This window comes from Xanthomonas graminis pv. graminis, from assembly GCF_030168915.1.
Taxonomy (GTDB): Bacteria; Pseudomonadota; Gammaproteobacteria; order Xanthomonadales; family Xanthomonadaceae; genus Xanthomonas_A; species Xanthomonas_A translucens.
Genome location: NZ_CP076255.1, coordinates 4394633 through 4415500 on the forward strand (window position 1 = coordinate 4394633; position 20868 = coordinate 4415500).

Annotated in this window: 16 protein-coding genes; 7 read left to right on the forward strand and 9 right to left on the reverse strand. The window is 72.3% G+C overall.

What is annotated here, in order from left to right; translation table 11 throughout:
- Positions 1 to 6 precede the first annotated feature (6 nt).
- Positions 7 to 714, forward strand: coding sequence for a response regulator transcription factor (locus tag KHF85_RS19125; RefSeq protein WP_284567878.1), 708 nt, complete (start codon positions 7 to 9; stop codon positions 712 to 714).
- Here the strand turns inward: KHF85_RS19125 and KHF85_RS19130 are convergent.
- Complete coding sequence (locus KHF85_RS19130; RefSeq protein ID WP_284567879.1) at positions 690 to 1814, reverse strand: sensor histidine kinase; 1125 nt, start codon at positions 1812 to 1814, stop codon at positions 690 to 692. The two genes, KHF85_RS19125 and KHF85_RS19130, sit on opposite strands and share 25 nt — an antisense overlap.
- A gap of 499 nt (positions 1815 to 2313) precedes the next feature.
- On the opposite strand from KHF85_RS19130, the gene KHF85_RS19135 reads away from it, so the two are divergent.
- Positions 2314 to 4692, forward strand: coding sequence for a YadA family autotransporter adhesin (locus tag KHF85_RS19135; protein WP_284567880.1), 2379 nt, complete (start codon positions 2314 to 2316; stop codon positions 4690 to 4692).
- 64 nt (positions 4693 to 4756) lie between these two features.
- A complete protein-coding gene (locus KHF85_RS19140; RefSeq protein WP_284567881.1) occupies positions 4757 to 6643 on the forward strand; it encodes a S8 family serine peptidase in 1887 nt (628 codons plus the stop codon).
- 199 nt (positions 6644 to 6842) lie between these two features.
- On the opposite strand, the gene KHF85_RS19145 is transcribed toward KHF85_RS19140, so the two are convergent.
- Both KHF85_RS19145 and KHF85_RS19150 read right to left on the reverse strand, forming a co-directional pair.
- Entirely contained in the window at positions 6843 to 10163 is a 3321-nt protein-coding gene (locus KHF85_RS19145; protein ID WP_284567882.1) for an ankyrin repeat domain-containing protein, read from the reverse strand.
- Positions 10156 to 10416, reverse strand: a complete 261-nt coding sequence (locus tag KHF85_RS19150; RefSeq protein WP_064541040.1) for a YcgL domain-containing protein — start codon at positions 10414 to 10416, stop codon at positions 10156 to 10158. The genes KHF85_RS19145 and KHF85_RS19150 overlap by 8 nt, the downstream gene beginning before the upstream one ends.
- A 219-nt stretch (positions 10417 to 10635) precedes the next feature.
- Between KHF85_RS19150 and KHF85_RS19155 the strand changes: the two genes are divergently transcribed.
- From KHF85_RS19155 to KHF85_RS19170, 4 genes are read left to right on the forward strand one after another with little or no spacing between them, the layout of a single operon-like run.
- Positions 10636 to 11835 (forward strand): beta-ketoacyl-[acyl-carrier-protein] synthase family protein, encoded by a 1200-nt coding sequence (locus KHF85_RS19155; RefSeq protein ID WP_284567883.1) that lies wholly within the window; start codon positions 10636 to 10638, stop codon positions 11833 to 11835.
- Between the two features lie 8 nt (positions 11836 to 11843).
- The gene (locus KHF85_RS19160) at positions 11844 to 12620 is read left to right on the forward strand and encodes a beta-ketoacyl synthase chain length factor (RefSeq protein WP_284567884.1); all 777 of its coding nucleotides are present in this window, start codon (positions 11844 to 11846) and stop codon (positions 12618 to 12620) included.
- Complete coding sequence (locus tag KHF85_RS19165; RefSeq protein WP_284567885.1) at positions 12617 to 13438, forward strand: glycosyltransferase family 2 protein; 822 nt, start codon at positions 12617 to 12619, stop codon at positions 13436 to 13438. The genes KHF85_RS19160 and KHF85_RS19165 overlap by 4 nt, the downstream gene beginning before the upstream one ends.
- Entirely contained in the window at positions 13435 to 15060 is a 1626-nt protein-coding gene (locus tag KHF85_RS19170) for an NAD(P)/FAD-dependent oxidoreductase (RefSeq protein WP_284567886.1), read from the forward strand. The genes KHF85_RS19165 and KHF85_RS19170 overlap by 4 nt, the downstream gene beginning before the upstream one ends.
- 21 nt (positions 15061 to 15081) lie before the next feature.
- Here KHF85_RS19170 and fabG read toward each other — a convergent pair whose 3' ends face one another.
- From fabG to KHF85_RS19200, 6 genes are all read right to left on the reverse strand, one after another.
- On the reverse strand, positions 15082 to 15819 hold the full coding sequence (fabG, locus tag KHF85_RS19175; RefSeq protein ID WP_284567887.1) for a 3-oxoacyl-ACP reductase FabG: 738 nt from the start codon (positions 15817 to 15819) through the stop codon (positions 15082 to 15084).
- A 281-nt stretch (positions 15820 to 16100) separates the two neighbouring features.
- The gene (locus KHF85_RS19180) at positions 16101 to 16583 is read right to left on the reverse strand and encodes a phosphotransferase (RefSeq protein WP_284567888.1); all 483 of its coding nucleotides are present in this window, start codon (positions 16581 to 16583) and stop codon (positions 16101 to 16103) included.
- 10 nt (positions 16584 to 16593) lie between these two features.
- A complete protein-coding gene (locus tag KHF85_RS19185) occupies positions 16594 to 18948 on the reverse strand; it encodes an MMPL family transporter (RefSeq protein WP_284567889.1) in 2355 nt (784 codons plus the stop codon).
- 82 nt (positions 18949 to 19030) lie between these two features.
- Positions 19031 to 19678, reverse strand: coding sequence for a LolA-related protein (locus KHF85_RS19190; RefSeq protein ID WP_039955235.1), 648 nt, complete (start codon positions 19676 to 19678; stop codon positions 19031 to 19033).
- Positions 19602 to 20576 carry an LpxL/LpxP family acyltransferase gene (locus tag KHF85_RS19195; protein ID WP_284567890.1) on the reverse strand — a complete coding sequence of 325 codons (975 nt, stop codon included), beginning with the start codon at positions 20574 to 20576 and terminating at the stop codon, positions 19602 to 19604. The genes KHF85_RS19190 and KHF85_RS19195 overlap by 77 nt, the downstream gene beginning before the upstream one ends.
- Entirely contained in the window at positions 20573 to 20860 is a 288-nt protein-coding gene (locus KHF85_RS19200) for a hypothetical protein (RefSeq protein WP_284567891.1), read from the reverse strand. The genes KHF85_RS19195 and KHF85_RS19200 overlap by 4 nt, the downstream gene beginning before the upstream one ends.
- Positions 20861 to 20868 lie beyond the last annotated feature (8 nt).

A 20868-nucleotide genomic window follows, 5' to 3' on the forward strand; every position in this document is an offset into this window, starting at 1 on the left:
CGGCGTATGAATGCCCATCCCGCTGCTGCCGCCCTGCGCGTCCTGGTCCTGGAAGACGATCCGATGCTGCGCGAGCGCATCCTGATTCCCGGCCTGCGCCGTTTCGGCTTCGACCCCCACGGCTGCGGCAGCGGCGCCGAACTGCAGGCGCAACTGCGGGCCGATCCCGCCGACATCGTGGTGCTCGACGTCGGCCTGCCCGATACCGACGGCTTCACCGTGGCCCGCGACTTGCGCCAACGGTATTCCGGCATCGGCATCGTCATGCTGACCAGCCTGGGCCAGACCGAGGACCGGGTGCGCGGACTCACTGGCGGTGCCGATGCCTATCTGGCCAAGCCGGTGGAGATCGACCTGCTGGCGGCAACCCTGCACAGCCTGACCCGGCGCCTGGGCGGCGCGGCAGCGCAACCGGTACGCGGACGCTGGCAGCTCAGCGAAGACGGCTGGTGCCTGCTGGCCCCGACCGGTGCAGCCGCCGCGCTGACCGCGAGCGAGCGCCGCCTGTGCCAACGCCTGCTCGAGCACGCCGGCCTGCTGGTCGCGCGCGAAGCGCTGATCGCGGCGCTGACCGATCGCGTGTACGACTTCGACGCGCACCGCCTCGACTCGATGGTGCATCGGCTGCGCAGCAAGGCGCAGCGCCGCTGCGGCGTCGCCCTGCCGCTGGCGGCGGTGCACGGCAAGGGCTACATCTTCGATCCGTCCGGCTGAGCGGCGGCCACGCCCGCAACGCCGGCCGCCGCGTCCGCGCACGGCAAGGCGATGCGGAAGCGGGTGCCCACGCCCGGTTCGCTGTGCACCTGGATGCGGCCGCCGGCGCGCACCACCAGGTCGTGCACCACCGCCAGGCCGAGCCCGGTGCCGCTGTCGGCGGGCTTGGTGCTGTAGAACGGCTCGAACACCCGCGCCATCACGTCCGCCGGCATGCCCTGGCCGTCGTCGGCGATCTCGATGATCGTCCACGCCGCTTCGCTGCGCACGGCGATATCCAGATGCCCGCGCTCGGCGATGGCGTCGCGGCTGTTGCTGGCCAGGTTGAGCAGCATCAGTTCGAACTGGCTGCGATCCAGGTGGATCGGCGCCGGTGTCGCCGGCAAGGCGCAGCGCAGCACGATGCGCGCTTCCAGCAGTTGCCGCAGCATCGGCTGCAGCGCCTCGATGGCGGCCGCGGCGTCGAAACGCTCGGGCTGTTCGCCATCGCGGCGGCTGAAGCGCAGCAGCCGGCGAATGATGGCCATGCCGCGCCGCGCCGATTCCTCCACCGACGCCAGGCTGTCTTCCAGCTGCGCGACGCGCGCGGCGTCGCCGTCGGCGGCGTCGTCGTGGCGCGTGGCGGAGAAGCCGACGATCACCGCCAGGACGTTGTTGAAGTCGTGCGCCAGGCCGCCGGCCATGCGCTCGACGATCTCGCGCTTCTGCGCATGGATCAGCTGCGCCTGGGCGCGCTCGCGCGCCAGCATTTCCTGCTGCAGGCGATGGCCGCGCGCATTGGATTCGCGCAGGCTCTCGCGTAGCGCTTCGGTGGTGCGATCCAGCAGCAGCGTCACCAGCAGGTAGCTGAACAGCACCGAAGGCAGGTTGTAGAACGCGCGCGCCGGCTCGGCGACGAATTCCAGCAGCGCGTCGTGGCCCACGCCCAGGCCCAGGCCCAGCATCAGCAGCAGTGCGCCGAAGGTGATCCACAGCGCACGGCGCCCGAGCACCAGTCCGGCCAGGATCAACACCAGCATCTGCGCCAACTGGTCCGGCAACTGACGCTGCAGGCCGTTGACCGCGGCATTGACCAGCAGCGATGCCAGCAGCGCGGCCAACAGTAAGCCGACGCCCCCCCCGCAGCGCGCCGCGGCGCACGCGCACGAAACTGATCGCCGCGCACAGGGCGATGCCCAGGCTCATCGCCAGCGAGATCGTCATCCCGAGCGGCACGGCGCGTCCGCGCAACTGCGGCCAGGCCAGGATCAGCGAGGTGACGAGGACGGCCGGAATGGTGATCGCCAGGAACAGCAGCAGCAGCTGGATCACGCGCACGTTGCGCCGGTCCACCTCGTCCAGGACCGGCGCCCGATCGAACCAATCCAATAACGCCTTCACCATTCGACTGAGCTCCCCATCCCACCTGGCTCGGTGAGAACCCGGTGATGATCGTGCGAGAACTTGCGGGTGACAAGCAAATGACGCCGCGCATAAGTTCGCTGCACGGAACGCGCCAGGGGTCAGCGGCGCATCCCAAGACCCCCGATACCGAAGCGGCGCGCTTGCGCGCCGCTGACGTCGCCTCCTGCCCATCCGCCTCAGTACCGAGAGATAGCCATGCACGAATGTACGACCATACGCGGCACCGCCGCCTATCGCCCGATCCGCCATGCCGCGCCCGCCGTTTCGCGCACTGGCGCCCGCAGCGCGCTGGCGCTTGCCTGCGCGCTGTGCCTGGCGACCTCGTCGCTGGCGCAGGCCGCCCCCCCCCCGGCTGCGGTCTCGGCCGCCACCCCGACTGCGACCCCGGCGACGACCGCCGATGCGGCGCCGACCGACGCGAACGCGGTGCCAGCGGATGCGAGCGCCGACACCGCCCTTTACTTCAAGGCCACCGGCAGCGACAGCAGCAACGCCGGCGCCTACGCCGACGGCGAGGAGACGCTGGCCGCCGGCGAGGCCGCCTCGGCGGTCGGCACCGGCACCGTCGCGCTCGGCGCAGGGGCGGTCAGCTACGCCAAACAGGCGCTGGCGGTGGGCCACAACAGCCTGGCCAACGAGGTCTCCACCACCGCCGTCGGCGGCATGCTCGACCTGGACTTCTCTTCCCAGCCCGACGGTGCGGTCATCCTGCAGCAGACCTCCGCCTCCGGCATGGCCGCGACCGCGCTGGGCGCCGGTGCCCAGGCCAGCAGCAAGTACACCGTGGCCGCCGGTGCCGGCGCGATCGCCAGCGACCGCTCCAGCGTCGCCATCGGCGGCATCGTCGACGTGGGCGAAGACAGCTTAGGCGGGGCAGGGTTTCAGTTGCAGGCCACCCAGGCCACCGGCCCGCTGTCCACCGCGGTGGGCGGCGGCGCGATGGCCACCGCCTACAGTTCCACCGCGGTCGGCGCGCTGGCCGAGGCCAGTTCCGAACGCACCGTCGCGGTCGGCCAGAGTGCCACCGCCAACAAATATGCTGCGGTCGCGCTGGGCGCGCAGACGCAGGCGACCGGCCAATGGGCCCTCGCCGTGGGCAATGGCGCGCGGGCGCTGAGCGATCGCGGCGTGGCGCTCGGCGCGCAGGCCTTCGCGCAGGCGGAAAACGCCACTGCTGTCGGGTATTCCGCACTGGCGCTGGCGCCGGACTCCACCGCCATCGGCAACGGCGCCTGGGCCGGCGGCACCCGCAGCATCGCCATCGGCAAGGCGATGGTCTGGAACGGCGTTTTTGGGGGCGACGCCCCCCCGATTCTTTTCTACGACAGCATCGCGATGGGTACCGGCGCGGACGTCAATGGCAACCAGTCGGTCGCGATCGGCGCCGGTGCGCGGGTCGGCAACTCCACCTACGTCAACGATGTGCAGATCGTCACCAACAACAGTGTGGCGCTGGGTTCCGGCTCGGTCGCCGAGCGCGACAACACCCTTTCCATCGGCCACGCCGGCGCAGAGCGCCAACTCACCAATCTGGCCGCCGGCACCGCCGACACCGATGCGGTCAACCTGGCGCAGTTGCGCACTGTCGCCACCGCCTTCGGCGCCGGCAGCATGGTCGACGCCAACGGCAAGCTGATCGGCGGCAACTACCTGGTACAGGGCACGCACTACAGCGACCTCGGCTCGGCGATGGGCGCGTTCGACACGGCGCTGACCGGCTTCGACACCCGCATCAACGCCATCGCCAATTCTGGCAGCGGCCAAGCGGTCAGCATCGGCGGCGGCGACGTCACGCCCTCCAGCGCCGGCACCGGCACCAACGCAGTGGCGATTGGCTCCGGCGCCACCGCCAACGGCAACAACGGCCTGGCGCTGGGCGCCCAATCGCTGGCCCACGGCCCCAACGACACCGCGATCGGCGCCAACGCCAAGGTCAACGCCGACGGCAGCACCGCAGTCGGGGCCAACGCCCGCATCGCCGCGGTCGCGACCAATGCGGTGGCGCTCGGCGAGAGCGCCAGCGCCTCTGCCGCGTCCTCCACCGCGCTCGGCCAGGGCGCCTCGGCCACCGCCGCCAACGCCGTCGCGCTGGGCCAGGGCTCGCTCGCCGACCGCGCCAACACCGTCTCGGTCGGCAGCAGCGGCAACGAGCGCCAGATCGCCAACGTCGCCGCCGGCAGCGCCGGCACCGACGCGGCCAACGTAGCGCAGATGCGCGCCGGCGACAGCGCCACGCTGAGCAGCGCCAATGCCTATACCAATACCCGCATCAGCGCGCTCGACGACAGCTTCAGCCAACTGCGCACGGATACCCAACGCCGCCTCGACGGGATGGACCGGCGCATGGACAAGCTGGGCGCGATGAGCGCGGCGATGCTGAACATGGCGGTCAATGCCGCCGGCACGCAAAGTCCGCGCGGACGCGTGTCGGTCGGCGCCGGCTTCCAGGGCGGCGAGCAGGCGCTGTCGATCGGCTACGCCAGGAAGATCGGGGCGCGCGCCTCGTTCAGCCTGGGCGGCGCGTTCAGCGACGGCGAATCCTCCGCCGGCATCGGCGTGGGCGTGGACCTGTGATCGCGCACGGCACACAACGCGCCTTGGGCTTCTTCTCTTCCTTCTCGTTCTCCAGGAGCTGCCGATGATTTCCTCCGACAAACTCGCCATTGCCCTTGCCGCCGCCCTTGCCACCGGCAGCGCCCACGCCGCCACGCCGGTCATCGGCATGGGCAGCGTGCATGACGCCGTTGCGCAATCCGCGCAGCCCGCGGAGCTGGGCCAGCGCTTCGTGGTCAAGACCCGCGACAGCGGCAACCAGGCGCGGCGCCTGCTCGACGGCACCCTGTCCAACGCCATCTCGCGCAGCGGCATGCAACAGGCCAAAGCCGCCAGCGCCACTGTGCCGGCGCGCGGCGCGCTCAGCGCCAAGGTGCTGCGCGAGATGGCGGTGCCCGGCTGGCACGTGGTGCAGACCTCGCGCCACCTCAGCGAGAGCGAACGCGCCGCGTTCGTCGCCGAACTCAAGGCCGATCCGTCGGTGCAGTCGGTGGAGGTCGACCGCATGTACCAAATCCTGGACAACGCCAGCGTGGCCATGCCGCGTGCGACCGAAGCGGCGGCCTCCACCACGCCAAACGATCCGGCCTACGCCAAACTGCAGTGGAATTTCCACGACCCGGTCGGCGGCGTCAACGCCGAGCAGGCCTGGACCCGCTCCACCGGCAAGGGCGTGGTGGTGGCAGTGGTCGACAACGGCGTGGCCAAGGACAATCCCGAACTGGCCGCCAATCTGCTGCCTGGCTACGACATGATCACCAACCATGTCATATCGCGCCGCGACAGCGACGGACGCGCGCCAGGCGGTTTTGATCTGGGCGACTGGGTCGATGCCGACTACTGCGCCGCCCTGGGCAGGCCAGGCAATGCGGCGCAACCCAGCTCCTGGCACGGCAGCCACGTCTCCGGCACCATCGCCCAGGTCAGCAACAACAACAAGGCCACCGCCGGCCTGGCCTACGACGCCAAGATCCTGCCGGTGCGCGCGCTCGGCGCGTGCGGCGGCTTCAGCAGCGACATCGCCGACGGCATGCTGTGGGCCGCAGGGCTGCCGGTGGACGGCCTGCCGACCAACCCGAACCCGGCCGAAGTGATCAACATGAGCATCGGCAGCAGCGGACCGCAGAGCTGCCCGCAGCTGTACCAGGACGCGATCGACAAGATCAATGCCGCCGGCAGCATCATCGTGGTCGCGGCCGGCAACGCCAACGCCGACGCCGGCGCATACACCATGTCCTCCTGCAACGGCGTGATCAGCGTCGGCGCCAGCCGCAGCAATGGCGGCCGCACCAGCTACTCCAGCTACGGCACGCGCGTGGACATCGCCGCGCCGGGCGGCGGCGGCGACATCGACGGCAATCCGAACGGCTACATCTTCCAGGTGATCAACGGCGGCAGCCAGCGTCCGACCGGCGAGTGGGAGATCCGCGGCATGGCCGGCACCTCGATGGCCTCGCCGCATGTGGCCGCGGCGGTGGCGATGGTGCAGAGCGTGGCCAAGACCCCGTTCACCTGGAGCGGCATGCGCGACCTGCTGCGCGCCAGCGCGCGTCCGTTCCCGGTGGCGATCCCGACCAGCACGCCGATCGGCGCCGGCATCCTGGACCTCGGCATGCTGTTGCAGATGGCCACGACACCGGCGTGCGACCCGACGGACAGCAGCTGCATTCCGCCGACCAAGACCCTCAGCAACAAGGTCGAACTGCGCGGCCTCGGCAGCCGGGGCGGCGACGCGCTGTACAGCTTCCAGGCCGACGCCGGCAAGCCCGTGAGCTTCATGACCTTCGGCGGCAGCGGCAACGTCGCGCTCTACGCGGCGGCCGGCAAGACGCCGAGCAGCAGCAGCTACGACGCACGCTCGGTGCGTGCCGGCACCACCCAGACGATCCGCGTCACTCCGTCCAGCGCAGGCACCTACTATCTGCGCCTGTCCGGCAGCTACAGCGGCCTGACCCTGGTGGTGCGGCAGTAAGCGGGGAAACGACGCCCGGCGGCGCCGTTCGCCGCAGCGCGCGGGAGGGAACACCCTGCCGCGCGCGTCTTGATGAGCATCGAACGGCCCGCCCTACCGCGGGTACCGTTTTGGCGCCGTGGCGCCAGCGCCGGCGCGCGACTGCCGCGCCGGCGATCAGCCATGCACCTGCACCGCCGCCGCGCCGAGCCAGCGGCCGTCAGCGGCTTTCGCGCAGGAACCGGGCCATCGACGACACCCCCGGCAGCGCCGGCTGGAACTGCCCGGCGACATCGACGAAGCCGCGCATCACCGCGATCTCGCGCGGCGGGCGGTTCAGCGTGTCGCGCAGGTCCGGATCGGCACCGGCGCGCAGCAGGCGCTGCACCAGCAACGGCAGGCCGTGCAGCGCGGCCAGGTGCAGCGGGCCGAAGCCGCGCGGGTCCTGCACGTCCACGCTCACGTCTTCGTCGAGCAGGCGCTCCACCCCGGCCAGCACCACCGGCTCTTCGCAGGCGGTGCCCGGCTCGGCGCGCGCGCCGAGCAGCAGCAGCAGCGGGGTCACCCCGCCGGCGGCGCTGCGGTCGGCTTCGGCGCCGGCCAGCAGCAAGGTGTCCAGCAGCGCCAGCAGGCGCGACTTGTCGCGCGCGGTGAAGCCGTACAGCGCGGCGCAGTGCAGCGGCGCCAGCTGCTGCGCGTCGCCGGCATGCACATCGGCGCCGGCCGCCAGCAGGCGCGCGGCGATGTCCGGCAGGCCCAGCGCGCAGGCCAGCATCAGCACGGTGACACCACCGGGCAGGCGGTGTTCGATCTGCGCGCCGGCGGCCAGCAGCGCGGCGACGATGTCGGTCTGGCGCATGCTCACCGCCGCCGACAACGGCGTGGCGCCGCTGCCGGCGGCGTGCTGCAGGTTAGCGCCACGCGCCAGCAACAGGTCCACCGCCGCGGCATGGCCGCCACCGGCGGCGCGCAGCAGCGCGGTGCAGCCCTGCGCGTCGATCGCGTCCACCGGCATGCCGAGGTCGATCAGGCGGCGGATCGCGTCGGCGTCGCCGACCATCGCCGCGGCCGGCAGGTCGGCCTCGCGCAGCGGGCGCCGCGGCAGCGGCCAGATCCGCCAATCCAGCCAATCGGCCAGGTCGCGACGGCCGCTGGCCAGGGCCACGCCCAGCGGAGTCTGCCCGTCGGCGGCCCGCGCCTCGGGCGAGGCGCCCTGCTGGATCAGCAGTTTCAGCGAGGCCTCGCGGCCCAGCGCGGCGGCCAGGTGCAGCGCGGTCATGCCGTGGCTGTCGCGCGCCTCGCGGTCGGCGCCGCGCTCCAGCAGCTGCAGTTGCAGGCGCAGCCAGCCCAGGCGTACCGCCAGCGACAACGGCGGATCGCCGGCCGGCGACGGCGCGAACGGGTCGGCGCCGCGTTCGAGCAGTTCCAGCGCGAACTGCTCCAGCGCGCGTGAGGCGTGGTCGTGCTGGGCGCAGGCGGCGAGCAGCCGGGTCAGGCCGCCGCGCCCGGCCGGCGACACGCCCTGGCGCAGCATCGCCTGCAGGCTGGGCACCGCTTCCACGCCGCGCGACAGCAGCGCGAACATCGGCGTGTCGCCGCAGGCGTCGAGCACTTCCGGCGCGGCGCCATGCGCCAGCAGCCACTCCACCGCCTGCGGGTTCAGGGCCAGATGCGGATCGTGCAGCAGCGCGCCCAGTTCCTCGGCCGCGCACAGCCGCGCCAACGCCGCCAGGCCGTCGCGCTGGCCCAGTTGCAGGCCTTCGCGCAGCAGTTCCAGCGGTGGCCGGTCGGGCAGGCTGGCGCTGCCGACTTCGCCCTGGCCGTCGCTGACCGCGGCCGGCAACGGGTAGTCCGGGTCCAGCGCGGACACGATCGCCCAGCGCCCGGCCTCGGCGGCCAGATCGACCGCGCGGCGTCCGCTCTGGTCCGGCTGCGCGGCGGCGATGCCCAGTTCCAGCAGGCGCCGGATCAGCCCCGGCGAGACCTGGTCGGCGGTGCAGGCCAGCAGCACCGCGTTGCGGCCGTCGCCATCGACCGCGGTCAGATCGGGCTTGTGCGGCAGCAGGTGTTCCAGCACCGCGACGCGGCCATGCCGCGCGGCTTCCAGCCATGGCGTGCGGCCCAGGGCATCGCGCGCTTCCAGGTTGGCGCCGGCGCCGAGCAGCGCAACGACGATCTCCACATGCCCGGCCTGCGCCGCTTCGTGCAGCGCGCTGCGGCGCTGGCGATCGCGCGCATCGACCCGCGCCTTGTGCTTGAGCAGCATCTGCACGCCGGCCGGATCGTCTTCCTCGGTGCCGGCCGCGGCCAGCAGCACCGGGCTGCCCTCGGCCGGCTCGGGCTTGGCGCCGCGCTCGAGCAGGAACTTGCCCATGCGCCAGTTGCCGACGTGGCAGGCCACCGCCAGCGGGGTCAGGCCGTCGCGGTTCAGCGCGTCCAGCTCGGCGGCGGCATCGCGCAGCAAGGCCGCCACGCCCGGATCGGAACTGCGCGCGGCGTGGTGCAGCGGGGTGTTGCCGTCGCTGTCGCTGGCGCGCGGATCGGCGCCGTTGGCGAGCAGGGTCATCACCGCCTCGGGACGGCCGTGCCAGCTGTCGCGGGTGGCGGCCAGCAGCGGGGTCATGCCCAGGTGCGGCTGGTTGACGTCCACGCCGCGCACGATCAGCTCGCGCAGCAGGCGCAGGTCCGGCAACACCGCGGCCAGCACCGGCAGGCTGCGCTGGTCGCGCCAGTCCGGCGCCGGCAGCGCGTGCGGGTCGGCGCCGGACTGCAGCAGCTGCAGCGCACGGTCCACGCGGCCGCCGCGCGCGGCGGCGTACAGCGCCGCATGCAGTTCGTCCGCGGCCGGCGGCGCTTCGTCCGCGCGCGGCGCGGAGGCGGCGCTCAGTTCGGCGAACAGGTCGGCCGAGGTGGCCCGCACCGGCAGCGGCAGCGCCTGCGGCGGCGCCACGCGCTGCAGCAGGGCATGCAGCAATGGCGACAGCAGCGCATAGGCCAGCGCCAGCGGCCAGCGCGCCGCGGCGGCCAGCAGCCCGGGCCAGGCCAGCAGCACGCCGAGCCCGGCCAGCAGCAACACCAGCGCCGCCACGGCCAGGCCGCGCCAGGCCTGCACGTCCTGCTGCGCCAGCGCCTGCCAGCGCGCGCCCAGCGCGCCGCCCTCGCATTCGCCGCCGTGCCACAGCGGCCAGGTGCGCCACAATCCGAGCAGCGCGGCGCTGGCGGCCACGCTCAGCGCCAGCGCGGCGGCCAGGCTGCCGCTGTCGTGCAGCGCCGCCAGCGGCCAGGCCACCAGCAGCGCGACCAGGCCCAGTCCGCCGGCCCACAGCGCCAGCAGCGGCAGCAGGTCGCGGCCCAGCGCCTGCACGCTGGCCGGCCGCGGCCGGCGGCCGCGGGACCAGGACAGCGCCAGCGCGAACGCCGGCTGCGCCAGCCACGCGCCCAGGGCGGCGGGCAGCGGGCCGAACCCGGCGCCCAGCGCCAGCAGCACGCCCAGCGCCGCGGCGATCCAGGGAGCGCGCGCGCGGAAGGGGGATTCAGTCATCGTCTCGATCGGTCCGGCCGTCGGGCAGCGGCGGCACTTGCAGATGGAAGCCGCAGCCGGCCAGGTTGGCGCGCACCGCCGCCGGATCGGTCCGGGCCAGGGTGCGCTCGGCGGTCAACGCCACGTCCAGCACGAACACCAGCGGCTGCAACGACGCCAGCAGCGGCTGCGGCAGACAGCCGAAGTCGTCGCGCGCGGCGAGGTACAGATAGGTGTCCGGCTTGCGTTGGCTTTTATAAACGTAGGCTTGCATGCGCGCGGCGTGCGCCTGGCGTGGAAAGGCAAGCGATTGTGGAGGAAATGCGCCAGCGGCGAAAGCGCGCGCGCCGCACAGCATTTATAAATGCACGCGCCGTGCCTGTTCACGTTCAGCGTAGGCGCGCGCTTCACGGTAGTGCGGAGCGCGTCGATATACTCCTGCGACCGATCCTTTCCGGAATATCGCGTGACCGCAGCGTCCCCGTCGCCCCGCATGGCCCCCGTCGCAATTCGTGCCTACACCGCGACCACCGCGCTCGGCAGCGGATTGCAGGCGCAGGCCACGGCCTTGCGCGACAACCGCAGCGGCCTGCGCCGCAACGACTTCGGCGCGCAACCGCTGCCCTGCTGGATCGGCCGCGTGGACGCGCTGGAGACCGCGCCGCTGCCGCCGGCGCTGGCCGGATGGGAATGCCGCAACAACCGCCTGGCGTGGCTGGCGCTGCAGCAGGACGGCATGCTCGCGGCGGTGGCCGCCGCCGCGCAGCGCCACGGCGCCGAGCGCGTGGCGGTGGTGATCGGTACGTCCACCGCCAGCATCGGCGCCAGCGAAGAGGCCTATACCCGGCTCGAACCGCACGCCGAGGGCATGCGGTTTCCCGCCGACCTGGACCGGCCGATCGTGCATACGCCGCATTCGCCGGGCGATTTCGTGCGCCGTGCCACCGGCCTGCGCGGCCCGTGCGTCACCGTCGCCACCGCCTGCTCGTCCAGCGCCAAGGTGTTCGCGCAGGCCGCGCGGCTGATCGCCGCCGGGGTGGTGGATGCGGCCCTGGTCGGCGGCGTGGACACGCTGTGCGGCAGCGTGCTGTTCGGCTTCAATTCGCTGCAGGTGGTGTCGCCGGAGCCATGCCGGCCGTTCGATGTGCGCCGGCTCGGGTTGTCGCTGGGCGAAGCCGGCGGCTACGCGCTGCTGGAGCGCGCCGATGCCGCTGGCGCGCCGCCGGCGCTAGCCCTGCTGTGCGGCTACGGCGAATCCAGCGACGCGCACCATATGTCCGCACCGCACCCGCAGGGCCTCGGCGCGCGCCTGGCAATGGGCGGCGCGCTGCAGCGCGCGGGCGTGGACGCTGCGCAGATCGGCTACCTCAACCTGCACGGCACCGCCACCCCGGCCAACGACAGCGTGGAGGCCGGCGCGGTCGCCGCGCTGTTCCCGGCCACCCTGCATGCCAGTTCGACCAAGGCCTGGACCGGGCATACGCTGGGCGCGGCGGGGATCGTCGAATCGGTGTTCGCGCTGCTGGCGCTGCGCGACGGCCTGCTCCCCGGCACCCTCAACAGCGAACAGCCCGATCCCGAATGCGGCCCGCAGATCCGCTTCGCCACTGCCCACGCACAGGTCCGTTACGCGATGAACAATTCCTTCGGCTTCGGCGGCAACAATTGCTCGCTGCTGTTCGGCCGCGCATGAGCACGCCGATGTTGACCGCGACCATCGAAGGCATCGGTTTCTGGGCCGCCGGCCTGCCCACGTGGGCTGCCGCGCACGCCTTCGCCGCCGGCCGCGGCGGCACCGTGGACACGCCGCCGCGGCCGGCCTCGCAACTGCTGGCGCCCAACGAGCGGCGGCGCGCGCCGGACACGGTGGCGGTGTCGCTGGAAGTGGCGCTGGCCGCGTGCCAGGACGCCGGCCGCGATCCGGCCACGTTGCCCTCCATCTTCACCTCCACCCACGGCGACGTGGCGATCACCGACTACATGTGCACCACGCTGGCCAGCGATCCGCTGGCGATCTCGCCGACCAAGTTCCACAACTCGGTGCACAACGCCGCCGCCGGCTACTGGACCATCGGCGCCGGCGCCACCACCGCGGCGACCGCGATCAGCGCGCACCGCGCCAGCTTCGCGCAGGGCCTGCTGGAAGCGCTGTCGCAACTGGCCGCCGGCGAGGCGGCGGTGCTGCTGGCCGCCTACGACAGCCGTTCGGCCGGTCCGCTCGCACGCGTTTCGCAAAGCGACAGCCTGCTCGGCGCCGCGCTGGTGCTCGGCGCCGCGGCGCTGCCCGGCAAGCCGCGCCTGCGCGTGCGCCTGGCCGACGGCGACGCGGCCGACGGCGACGGCGCGCTGGCTCGGCATGCCGCCGGCAACGCGATGGCACCGATGCTGGTGCTGTTCGACGCGCTGGCCGCCGGCGCCGCCGGCTGCACCCTGGATGCCGGTGGCGGCCGCTGCCTGCACGTGGAACTGCAGGCATGAGCCGGATCGCGCTGAGCGCCGCCGAGGCCGCGATCCTGATCCCGGCGCTGAACGAATCGCTGCGCATCCGCGAGGTGGTCAGCAACGCGCTGGCGCACTGCCCGCGGGTGATCGTGGTCGACGACGGCTCCGACGACGGCACCAGCGACTGCATCGCCGGCCTGCCGGTGACCCTGATCCGCCATCCGCAGCGGCGCGGCAAGGGCGCCGCGCTGCGCAGCGGCTTCGCCGAAGCGCAGCGCCAGGGCGCTCGCGCGGTGATGACGATGGACGGCGACGGGCAGCACAGCGCCGCCGATTTCCCGCGCCTGCTGGCTGCAGCCAATCGCCATCCCGGCTGCGTGATCGTCGGCGCGCGCCTGCGCAAGCGCGCCAGCCAGCCGACCATCCGCCGCATCGGCAACGACTTCGGCGACTGGGGCATCGCCTGGGCCTGCGGCTTCCGCCTGATCGACAGCCAGAGCGGGCAGCGCCTGTATCCGCAGGCGGTGTACACCCTGCCCGACGTGCCCGGCGAAGGCTTCGTGTTTGAGGCGCAGCTGCTGATCTCCGCCGCGCGCCAGGCCGGCGCGCGCGTGGTCGCGGTGCCGATCGAAACGCGCTACGCCAACCAGACGCCCGGCAGTTTCCGCAAGAGCCATTTCCGCCTGGCGCGCGATCTGTGGAAAATCACCTCGCACGTGATCGCGCAGGTCTGGCAGTACGGCCATGTGGTTCGGGAATACCGCCGCGCCCGCGCCAATCCGGTGCTGATCGACGACAGCGCCGGCGAATTCGCGGCGCGGCCCACTCCTTTCGACAAGCAAGAGACGACATGAACGAACGGCATGCGGATGTGGTGATCACCGGCGGCGGCCTGGCCGGGCTGACTCTGGCCCTGCAGTTGCGCCAGCAAGATCCGCACCTGCGCATCAGCGTGCTGGAACGGCGCGCGCACCCGGTGCGCGAGGCCGCGTTCAAGGTCGGCGAATCCTCGGTGGAGATCGGTGCGCACTATTTCGCCGAGGTGCTCGGCCTGCGCGAGCACCTGGACAGCGAACAGATCCGCAAGTTCGGCTTCCGCTTCTTCTTCTCCGACGGGCGCGAGGACATCGACCGCTGCACCGAACTGGGTGTCAGCAAGTTGCTGCCGACGCCGTCGTGGCAGATCGACCGCGGCCGCTTCGAGAATTTCCTCGGCGAACGCGCGCGCGCGCTGGACATCGCATTCATCGACGGCTGCACGGTGCGCGGCATCGACCTGGCCGACGACGACGCCGACCACCAGGTGCGCTACGAGCGCGACGGCGCAGCGGCGACGCTGCGCGCGCGCTGGGTGGTGGACGCCAGCGGCCGCGCCGGCCTGCTCAAGCGCAAGCTGGGCCTGGCCCAGGACAACGCGCACCACGCCAATGCGGTGTGGTGGCGGGTGGACGGGTTGGTGGATCCCAATGCCTGGTCGCAGGACAGCGGCTGGCTGCAGCGCTGCACGCCGCCGGACCGCTGGCGCTCGACCAACCACATGTGCGGCCCGGGCTACTGGTTCTGGCTGATCCCGCTGTCCTCCGGCGCGCATTCGCTGGGCATCGTCTGCGACGCGGCGATGCACCCGCTGGAGACGATGAACACGCACGAAAAAGCGATGGCCTGGCTGCACCGGCACCAACCGCAGGTCGCGCGCACGCTCGCCCAGAGCCAGCATGCGCTGCAGGACTTCATGTTCCTGCGCGAGTTCTCCTATGGCTGCAAGCAGGTGTTCTCGGCGCAGCGCTGGGCGCTGACCGGCGAGGCCGGCGTGTTCCTGGATCCGTTCTATTCGCCGGGCAGCGACTTCATCGCCATCTCCAACACCTACATCTGCGAACTGATCGGACGCGACCGCGCCGGGCACAACATCGCGCCCTACGCCGAGCTGTACCAGCAGCTGTACTTCTCGTTCTACGAGAACACCCTGACCCTGTACCAGGACCAGTACCCGCTGTTCGGCGATGCGCAAGTGATGCCGATCAAGGTGATCTGGGACTACACCTACTACTGGTCGTTGCTGGCGCCGCTGTATTTCTCCGAACGCATCGCCGACCTGCCCACGCTGGGCCGGCTGCGGCCGGAATTCACCCGCGCGCGCGAACTCAACCTGGGCATGCAGGCGCTGCTGCGCGACTGGGGCCGCCACAACGACGCGCAGGGCCGTCCCGAAACCGATGCGCGGCTGCTCGACCAGTACCTGATCGGCTGGTTCCACGAGCTCAACGGGGCCTTGCGCGAAGTGCTGGACGACGCGGCCTTCGTCGCGCGCCTGCGCGGCAACGTCGCGCGGATGAGCTGGCTGGCACGCGAAGTGCTGGACCAGGCGCGCGCGCAGCATCCGCAGATCGGCGACCACGGCCTGGAAGCGCTGCTCGCCGACGCGCTGCAGGGCGAGCGCTCGCTGGCCGACACCTGGTACGCGCGCGCCGCGTGAGCGCAGGCGGCGTGGCGGGCCTCAGCCCATGCCGCCGTTGATGCCGATCACCTGGCCGTTGATGTAGCCGGCCGCGTCCGAGCACAGGAATCCGACCAGCGCGGCGACCTCATCCGCCTTGCCGGGGCGGCCGGCCGGCACCAGCTGCTTGATCGCCTCCGGCGCGAACGCCTCGCCGGCCATCGCGCCTTCGATCACCCCGGGCGCGACCACGTTGACGCTGATCCCGCGGCTGGCCATCTCCCGCGCCAGCGACTTGCTGGCGCCGTGCAGCGCGGCCTTGGCCGCGGCGTAGTTGGTCTGCCCGCGGTTGCCGAGCACCGCCGCCACCGACGACACGCTGACGATGCGGCCCCAGCGCGTGCGCGCCATCGGCAGCAGCAACGGCTGGGTCACGTTGAAGAAACCGTGCAGCGACACGTCGATGACCCGGTGCCATTGCGCCGCGCTCATCCCGGCCATCGGCGCGTCGTCGTGGATGCCGGCGTTATTGACCACCACCTGGATCGGCCCGGCCTCCAGCAGCGCCGCCAGCGCCGCGGCGCTGGCAGCGGCATCGGCCACGTCGAACGCCACCGCCTCGGCACTGCCGCCGGCCGCGGCGATGTCCTGCACCACCGCGGCGGCGCGTGCCAGGTTGCCGTTGGCGTGCACGATCACATGCAATCCCTGCGTGGCCAGCTGCCCGCAGATCGCACCGCCGAGATCGCCGCTGCCGCCGGTGACCAGGGCGCGGCGCGGGGAAGAAGGCTGTGACATCTGGATTTCCTCGGACGGAATGGGGGCCGGTCGCCATCCTAACGATTCGCAGGCGTTGCGCCAAAGCGCGTGCCCGCTTTTGTGGCGGCGGCTCTGGATGCCTCGTGCCATCAGCCGCGACAGGCACTGTCGGTAAAGTGTCGCGGCTGAAGCCGCTCCTACACGGCTTGCGGATAGCCTGCTGGTGCACTGTAGGAGCGGCTTCAGCCGCGACAACTTCCGAAGCCGGAAAGCCCGCCGCTGCGCTCGTCGCGGCTGAAGACGGTCGCCCCTACAAAAAGCTAGGCCGCGCGTAGCATCACCGTGGCCCGGCCTTCGGCCAGCAGTTGCGCGCGGTGCACCAGGCGGAAGCGGTATTGCTGGCTGTCCTCGGCCTGCAACAGCACGTCGGCCTCGCACTCGATCGCATCCGGCAGATCCTGCAGATCGGCCACATGCAAGTGCACGCCACGCAGCGCGACCAACATGCCCAGGCGCGCCGGTGTGCCGATGGCCCGGTCGAGCAGCTCGCCGTGCACCGGCTTGCCGCTGGCGCGAGCGAGCAGGCCGCCGTGCACCGCCATCGCCTGCGCACCGTACTCGCACAGGTGCAGCGCGCGCAGGCGGCCGCCGCTGCGCAGCGGATGCTCGGCGGCGCGATGGGTCTGGCTGCGCAGCACGATGCGTTGCGCGTCCCAGGCGATCACCTGTTCCCACAGGCACATCAGGCCCTGGTGCGGCACCAGCGCCGCGATCGCATCGCGTTCGCGCGGAAGCTCGGTCATGCCATGTCTCCTAATGCGCCGCGGTGGCCGGCGTGTCGCTGGCCGTCTCGCGCGAAATCAGCAACGCCAGCACGAAGTTGAACAGCACGCCCAGCGCCACCGTGCTGCCGATCGCGCGCAGCACCGGAATGCTGGAGGCGGCCAGCAGCGCGAACACCAGCAGCGTCATCAGGCTGCACACGATCAGGGCGTGCAGCGTGCGCAGCTGGTCGGCGCGGTCGTCGCCGGCGTGGTCGAAGAACAGCGCGTAGTCCAGGCCCAGGCCGGCGGCCAGGATCAGCGCGATCAGGTGGAACAGGTTCAGCTCGACCCCGCAGCCGCGCAGGAGCGCCAGGATCAGCAGCGTGGTCAGCGCCATCGGCAGCAGCACGCGCACGATCCGGCGCGGCGTGCGCAGCGCGATCGCCACGGTCAGCGCCAGCAGCAGCGCGGCGATGCCTAGCGCGCCGAGCACGCGGCCGCGGTAGGCGGCGACCAGCGATTCGGAGGCCTCCTTCAGGTCCATCAATTGCGCGCCGCTGCCCTGCACCGCGGCGGCCAGCAGCGCCGGGTCGCGCAGGCCGGTCAGCGATACCAGCGCGGTAGCGTGGTCGGCGCGATCCAGCAGCAGGCCATCGACCGTAGTCGCCAGCGGCGTGCCGTGCAGGTCGCGCGCGGTCAGCGGCGGCGCGCGGCGGGCGCGCTCCAGGTCGGCCAGGAACGGGGCGAAGGCGTCGGCGCGGAACGGTGTGGCCGCCACCGCGGTAACGGTCAGCGCGCGCGCCTGCGCCGCGTCGGGCAACGCCGCCTGGCGCCGCTGCTGGGTCGCCGCGCTGGGCAGGTAGCGCGCGGCCATGTCGTAACCGGCCAGCTCGCCGCGCGCGACCAGCGCGCCCAGGCGCGGGCGCAGCCGCTCCGAGGCGGCCAGCGCGGCATCGGCGGAGGCCGCCGGCACGGCCAGCACGTAGCGCACGTCCGGCGCGCCCAGTTCCTTGCGCAGATGCGCGTCGCGGGCCAGGCCGTCGGCCGGCACCGGGGTCAGCTTGGACAGGTCGTTCTGCCAGAACGGCCCCGGCGCGAACGCGATCACCGCCGCGGCGACCAGCGCCAGCGGCAGCAGCGACCAACGCGGCCGCGGCAACCGCGCGATGCCGCGCCACAGCCGCGCCAGCGCCGGCGAATCGGCATGGTCGCGCGGCGAAGGATCGATCAGCGCCGGCAGCAGCAGGCGCGTGGTCAGCGCCGCCACCAGCAGCCCGGCGATGGTGAACACCGCCAGCTGGCGCAGGCCGTCCACCCCGGAGAACAGGAAGGTGACGTAGGCGATGCAGGTGGAGACCACGCCGGTGGCCAGGGTCGGCCACAGGTGGCGCGCATTGGCGCGCGGATCCAGGCCCGGCCGCTGATGGCTGAACAGGTGGATCGGATAGTCCTGGACCACGCCGATCAGGGTGAAGCCGAACGCCACGGTGATGCCGTGCACGCCGTCGAACAGCAGCGCCACCGCGCCCAGCCCGGCCAGGCCGGCGCTGGCCAGCGGCAGCACGCCGAGCACCGGGATCTTCCAGCTGCGGTAGGCGACCAGCAGCAGCACGATCAGGCCCAGCGTATCCAGCATGCCGATCCACTGCGCCTCGCTCTGGGTGCGCCCGCCGATCTCCACCGAGAACGCGCCGGGGCCGGTCAGGGTCAGACGGCTGGCGCTGCCGGCGCTGGCCTTGGCGAAGGCGGCATGGATCGCGTCCACCGCCTGCTGCTGCCCGGTCGGATCGAACCCGGCGGCGCGGGTCTGCGCCACCAGCAGCGCGTCCTTGCCGGCGCGATCGAACCAGACCCCGTCGCGCTGCTGCGGGCCGCCGGCCGGCTGCAGGCTTTCGGCCAGGTGCAGCACTTCCAGGGTCGGATCGCGCGGCAGCAGCGGCTCGACCATCGCCGCGGCCGGCGAGCCCAGGTCCTGCAACCGCGCCTGCAGCGCGTCGGCCAGGGTCGCCGCATCCAGCGGGTGGGCGTCGAAGCTGTCGCTGAGCAGGTAGCGGTAGGCCAGCAGGCGCTCGGGGATCGCGTCCAGGCCGGCATTGGCGCCGTTGGCGACCAGTTCGAAGGTGTCGCGCTGCGCGGTCAGCTGCGCGCGTATCGCCTGCGACTGCCGCGCCAGCGTCGCCGGGTCCGCGCCGGACAGCGAGAACAGCAGCAGCCGCGAGCCCGGGCCTTCGCCGAGTTCGTCGAGCAGCAGTTTTTGCGCGGGGGTCTGGGCTTCCGGCATGAATTTGCGCAAGTCACCGGACACCTGCAGCACGTTGCCCAGCCAGAGACCGGCCACGGTCAGCAGCGCCAGCCATAGCAGCGCCAGCGAGATGCGCGCCTTCGAACTCAGTTCGCGTTTCATCGCTGCGGCCACGCAAGTGCCAGCACGTTCTTCCCCGGGGCCGCGCACAGCGCGGCCCGCCTGCAACTAACGCGCGCCAGCATCAGCGCGCGTCGCCGTGGCACAGCGCGGTCAGCGCCTCGGTCTCGGCCAGGCTGGCCGCGTCGCGCGCGGCGCCGGCCAGCAGGGTGCGCTGCACGTCGCCCTTGGCCGGGGTGGTCTCGATGCAGCGCAGTTCGGCCCCGCGGCCGTACAGGCGCAGGCTGCGCACCTGCGCGGCCAGCGCCGGGTCCTTGGGCTGCAGCTGCAGCTGCCAGCGTTCGCGGGTGCCGCTGCTGCTCAGCGTGTAGTGCTGCTGCAACTGCGCACGGTCGCCGGACAGCAGCGCGCCGAAGCCGTTCTGCAGGCCGGCCAGTTCCGGCACGCGCGCCAGCGAGAAGCGCCGCGGCGCCTTGCCGGCGCGCTCCAGCGTGGCTTCGCCGCCGCGCAGGGTGGTGGTCTCGCGGTACGGCGCGGTGACTTCGCGCACCAGCGTGTCGCTGTCCGGGCGCCGGTACTGGCCCTGCACGCGCAACGGCGCCTTCAGCAGCGCCGAGCCGCGCAGTTCGACGAACTCGGTGCTGACCGGGACCGGCCGCGCCAGCTTCTGCAGGATCCAGCCGGGGTCGAGCGGCTCAGGCGACGCGGCGCACAGCGGTGCGGCGCTGCACAGCAGTATCAGCATCCACGGCAAGGTGCGGCGCATCGGCATGGCGGTTGTTCCAGAAATCGTAGAAGTTGAACCAGTTGTACGGCGCGGAGCGCGTGTGATGTTCCAGCCTGGCGGCGTAATCGCGGATGAGCGCGGCCAGCGCCGGCGCGCGCTGCCGGCGCGGCAGGTCCAGGCCTTCGCTGAAGGTCTCGAACACCAGCTGGTAGCGGTTGCCGCCGCGGTACAGGCCGAACGCCAGCACCACCGGCACCTTCAGCGCCGCGGCGATCAGCCAAGGCGAGGTCGGGAACAGTGCGCCCTGGCCGATGAACGCGGCCGGCAGCGCCGGGTCTTCCGGGCGCGGGCGATCGACCAGCAGCGCGACCAGCGCGCCTTCGTCGGTGGCCTGCTTGATCGCCATGACGATCGAGGTGCTGTCCATGCCGGCGTCGATGATGTTGGCCGCCAGCTGCGGGTTCAGCGCGCCCAGCAGCTCGGTCATCGCCGGGTTGTGGGCCTTGTCCAGTACCACCTTGACCTGCACGTCCGGGCGCTCGGTGGCCAGCACCCGCAGCGCGTCGAAACTGCCAAGGTGCGAGCCGAAGATCAGCACGCCCTGGCCGCGGTCCATCTGCGCATGCAGCTGTTCCAGGCCCTGGATGTCGACCTGGAAGCGCTGCATCTGCCCGCACAGCATGAACACCCGGTCCAGGATGGTGGAGGCGAAGGTGTGGATGTGCCGGGCCACGTCCAGCAGCGTGGCCGGGCGGTCCAGCACGCGCCCCAGGTAGTGGCGCGAATCGCGCCGCTCCGGGCCGCGCACCAGCAGGAAATACAGGGTGATCGGATACAGCAGCAGGCGCCCGAGCGCGCGGCCGCCGTAGCGGGCGATGCTGCGGATCAGCCACAGCGCGACACGGCCGCCGCCCTCGGGGCGGTGTTTCCAGCTGGCGCTCATGGCGCCGCCTCGGCGACCAGCTCGCCGCTGACCAGCAGGTCCTCGCCGCGACGCACGCGGAACCGCCAGCGCGGCGCGGCGCCGTCCAGTTCCACCCGCGCCGGTTGCCCGGGCAGCAGCGGCTGCAGGAACTTCACCTGCGGCAGGCGCAGCGGCCCACAGGCGCCGTGCACGGCCTCGACGGCCTGCAGCACGTGGTCCAGCACCACCACGCCGGGCACCACCGGGTGGCCCGGGAAATGCCCTGGCAGGCTGGGATGATCAGGCGGTACGACGAAATCCATAAGGCTTG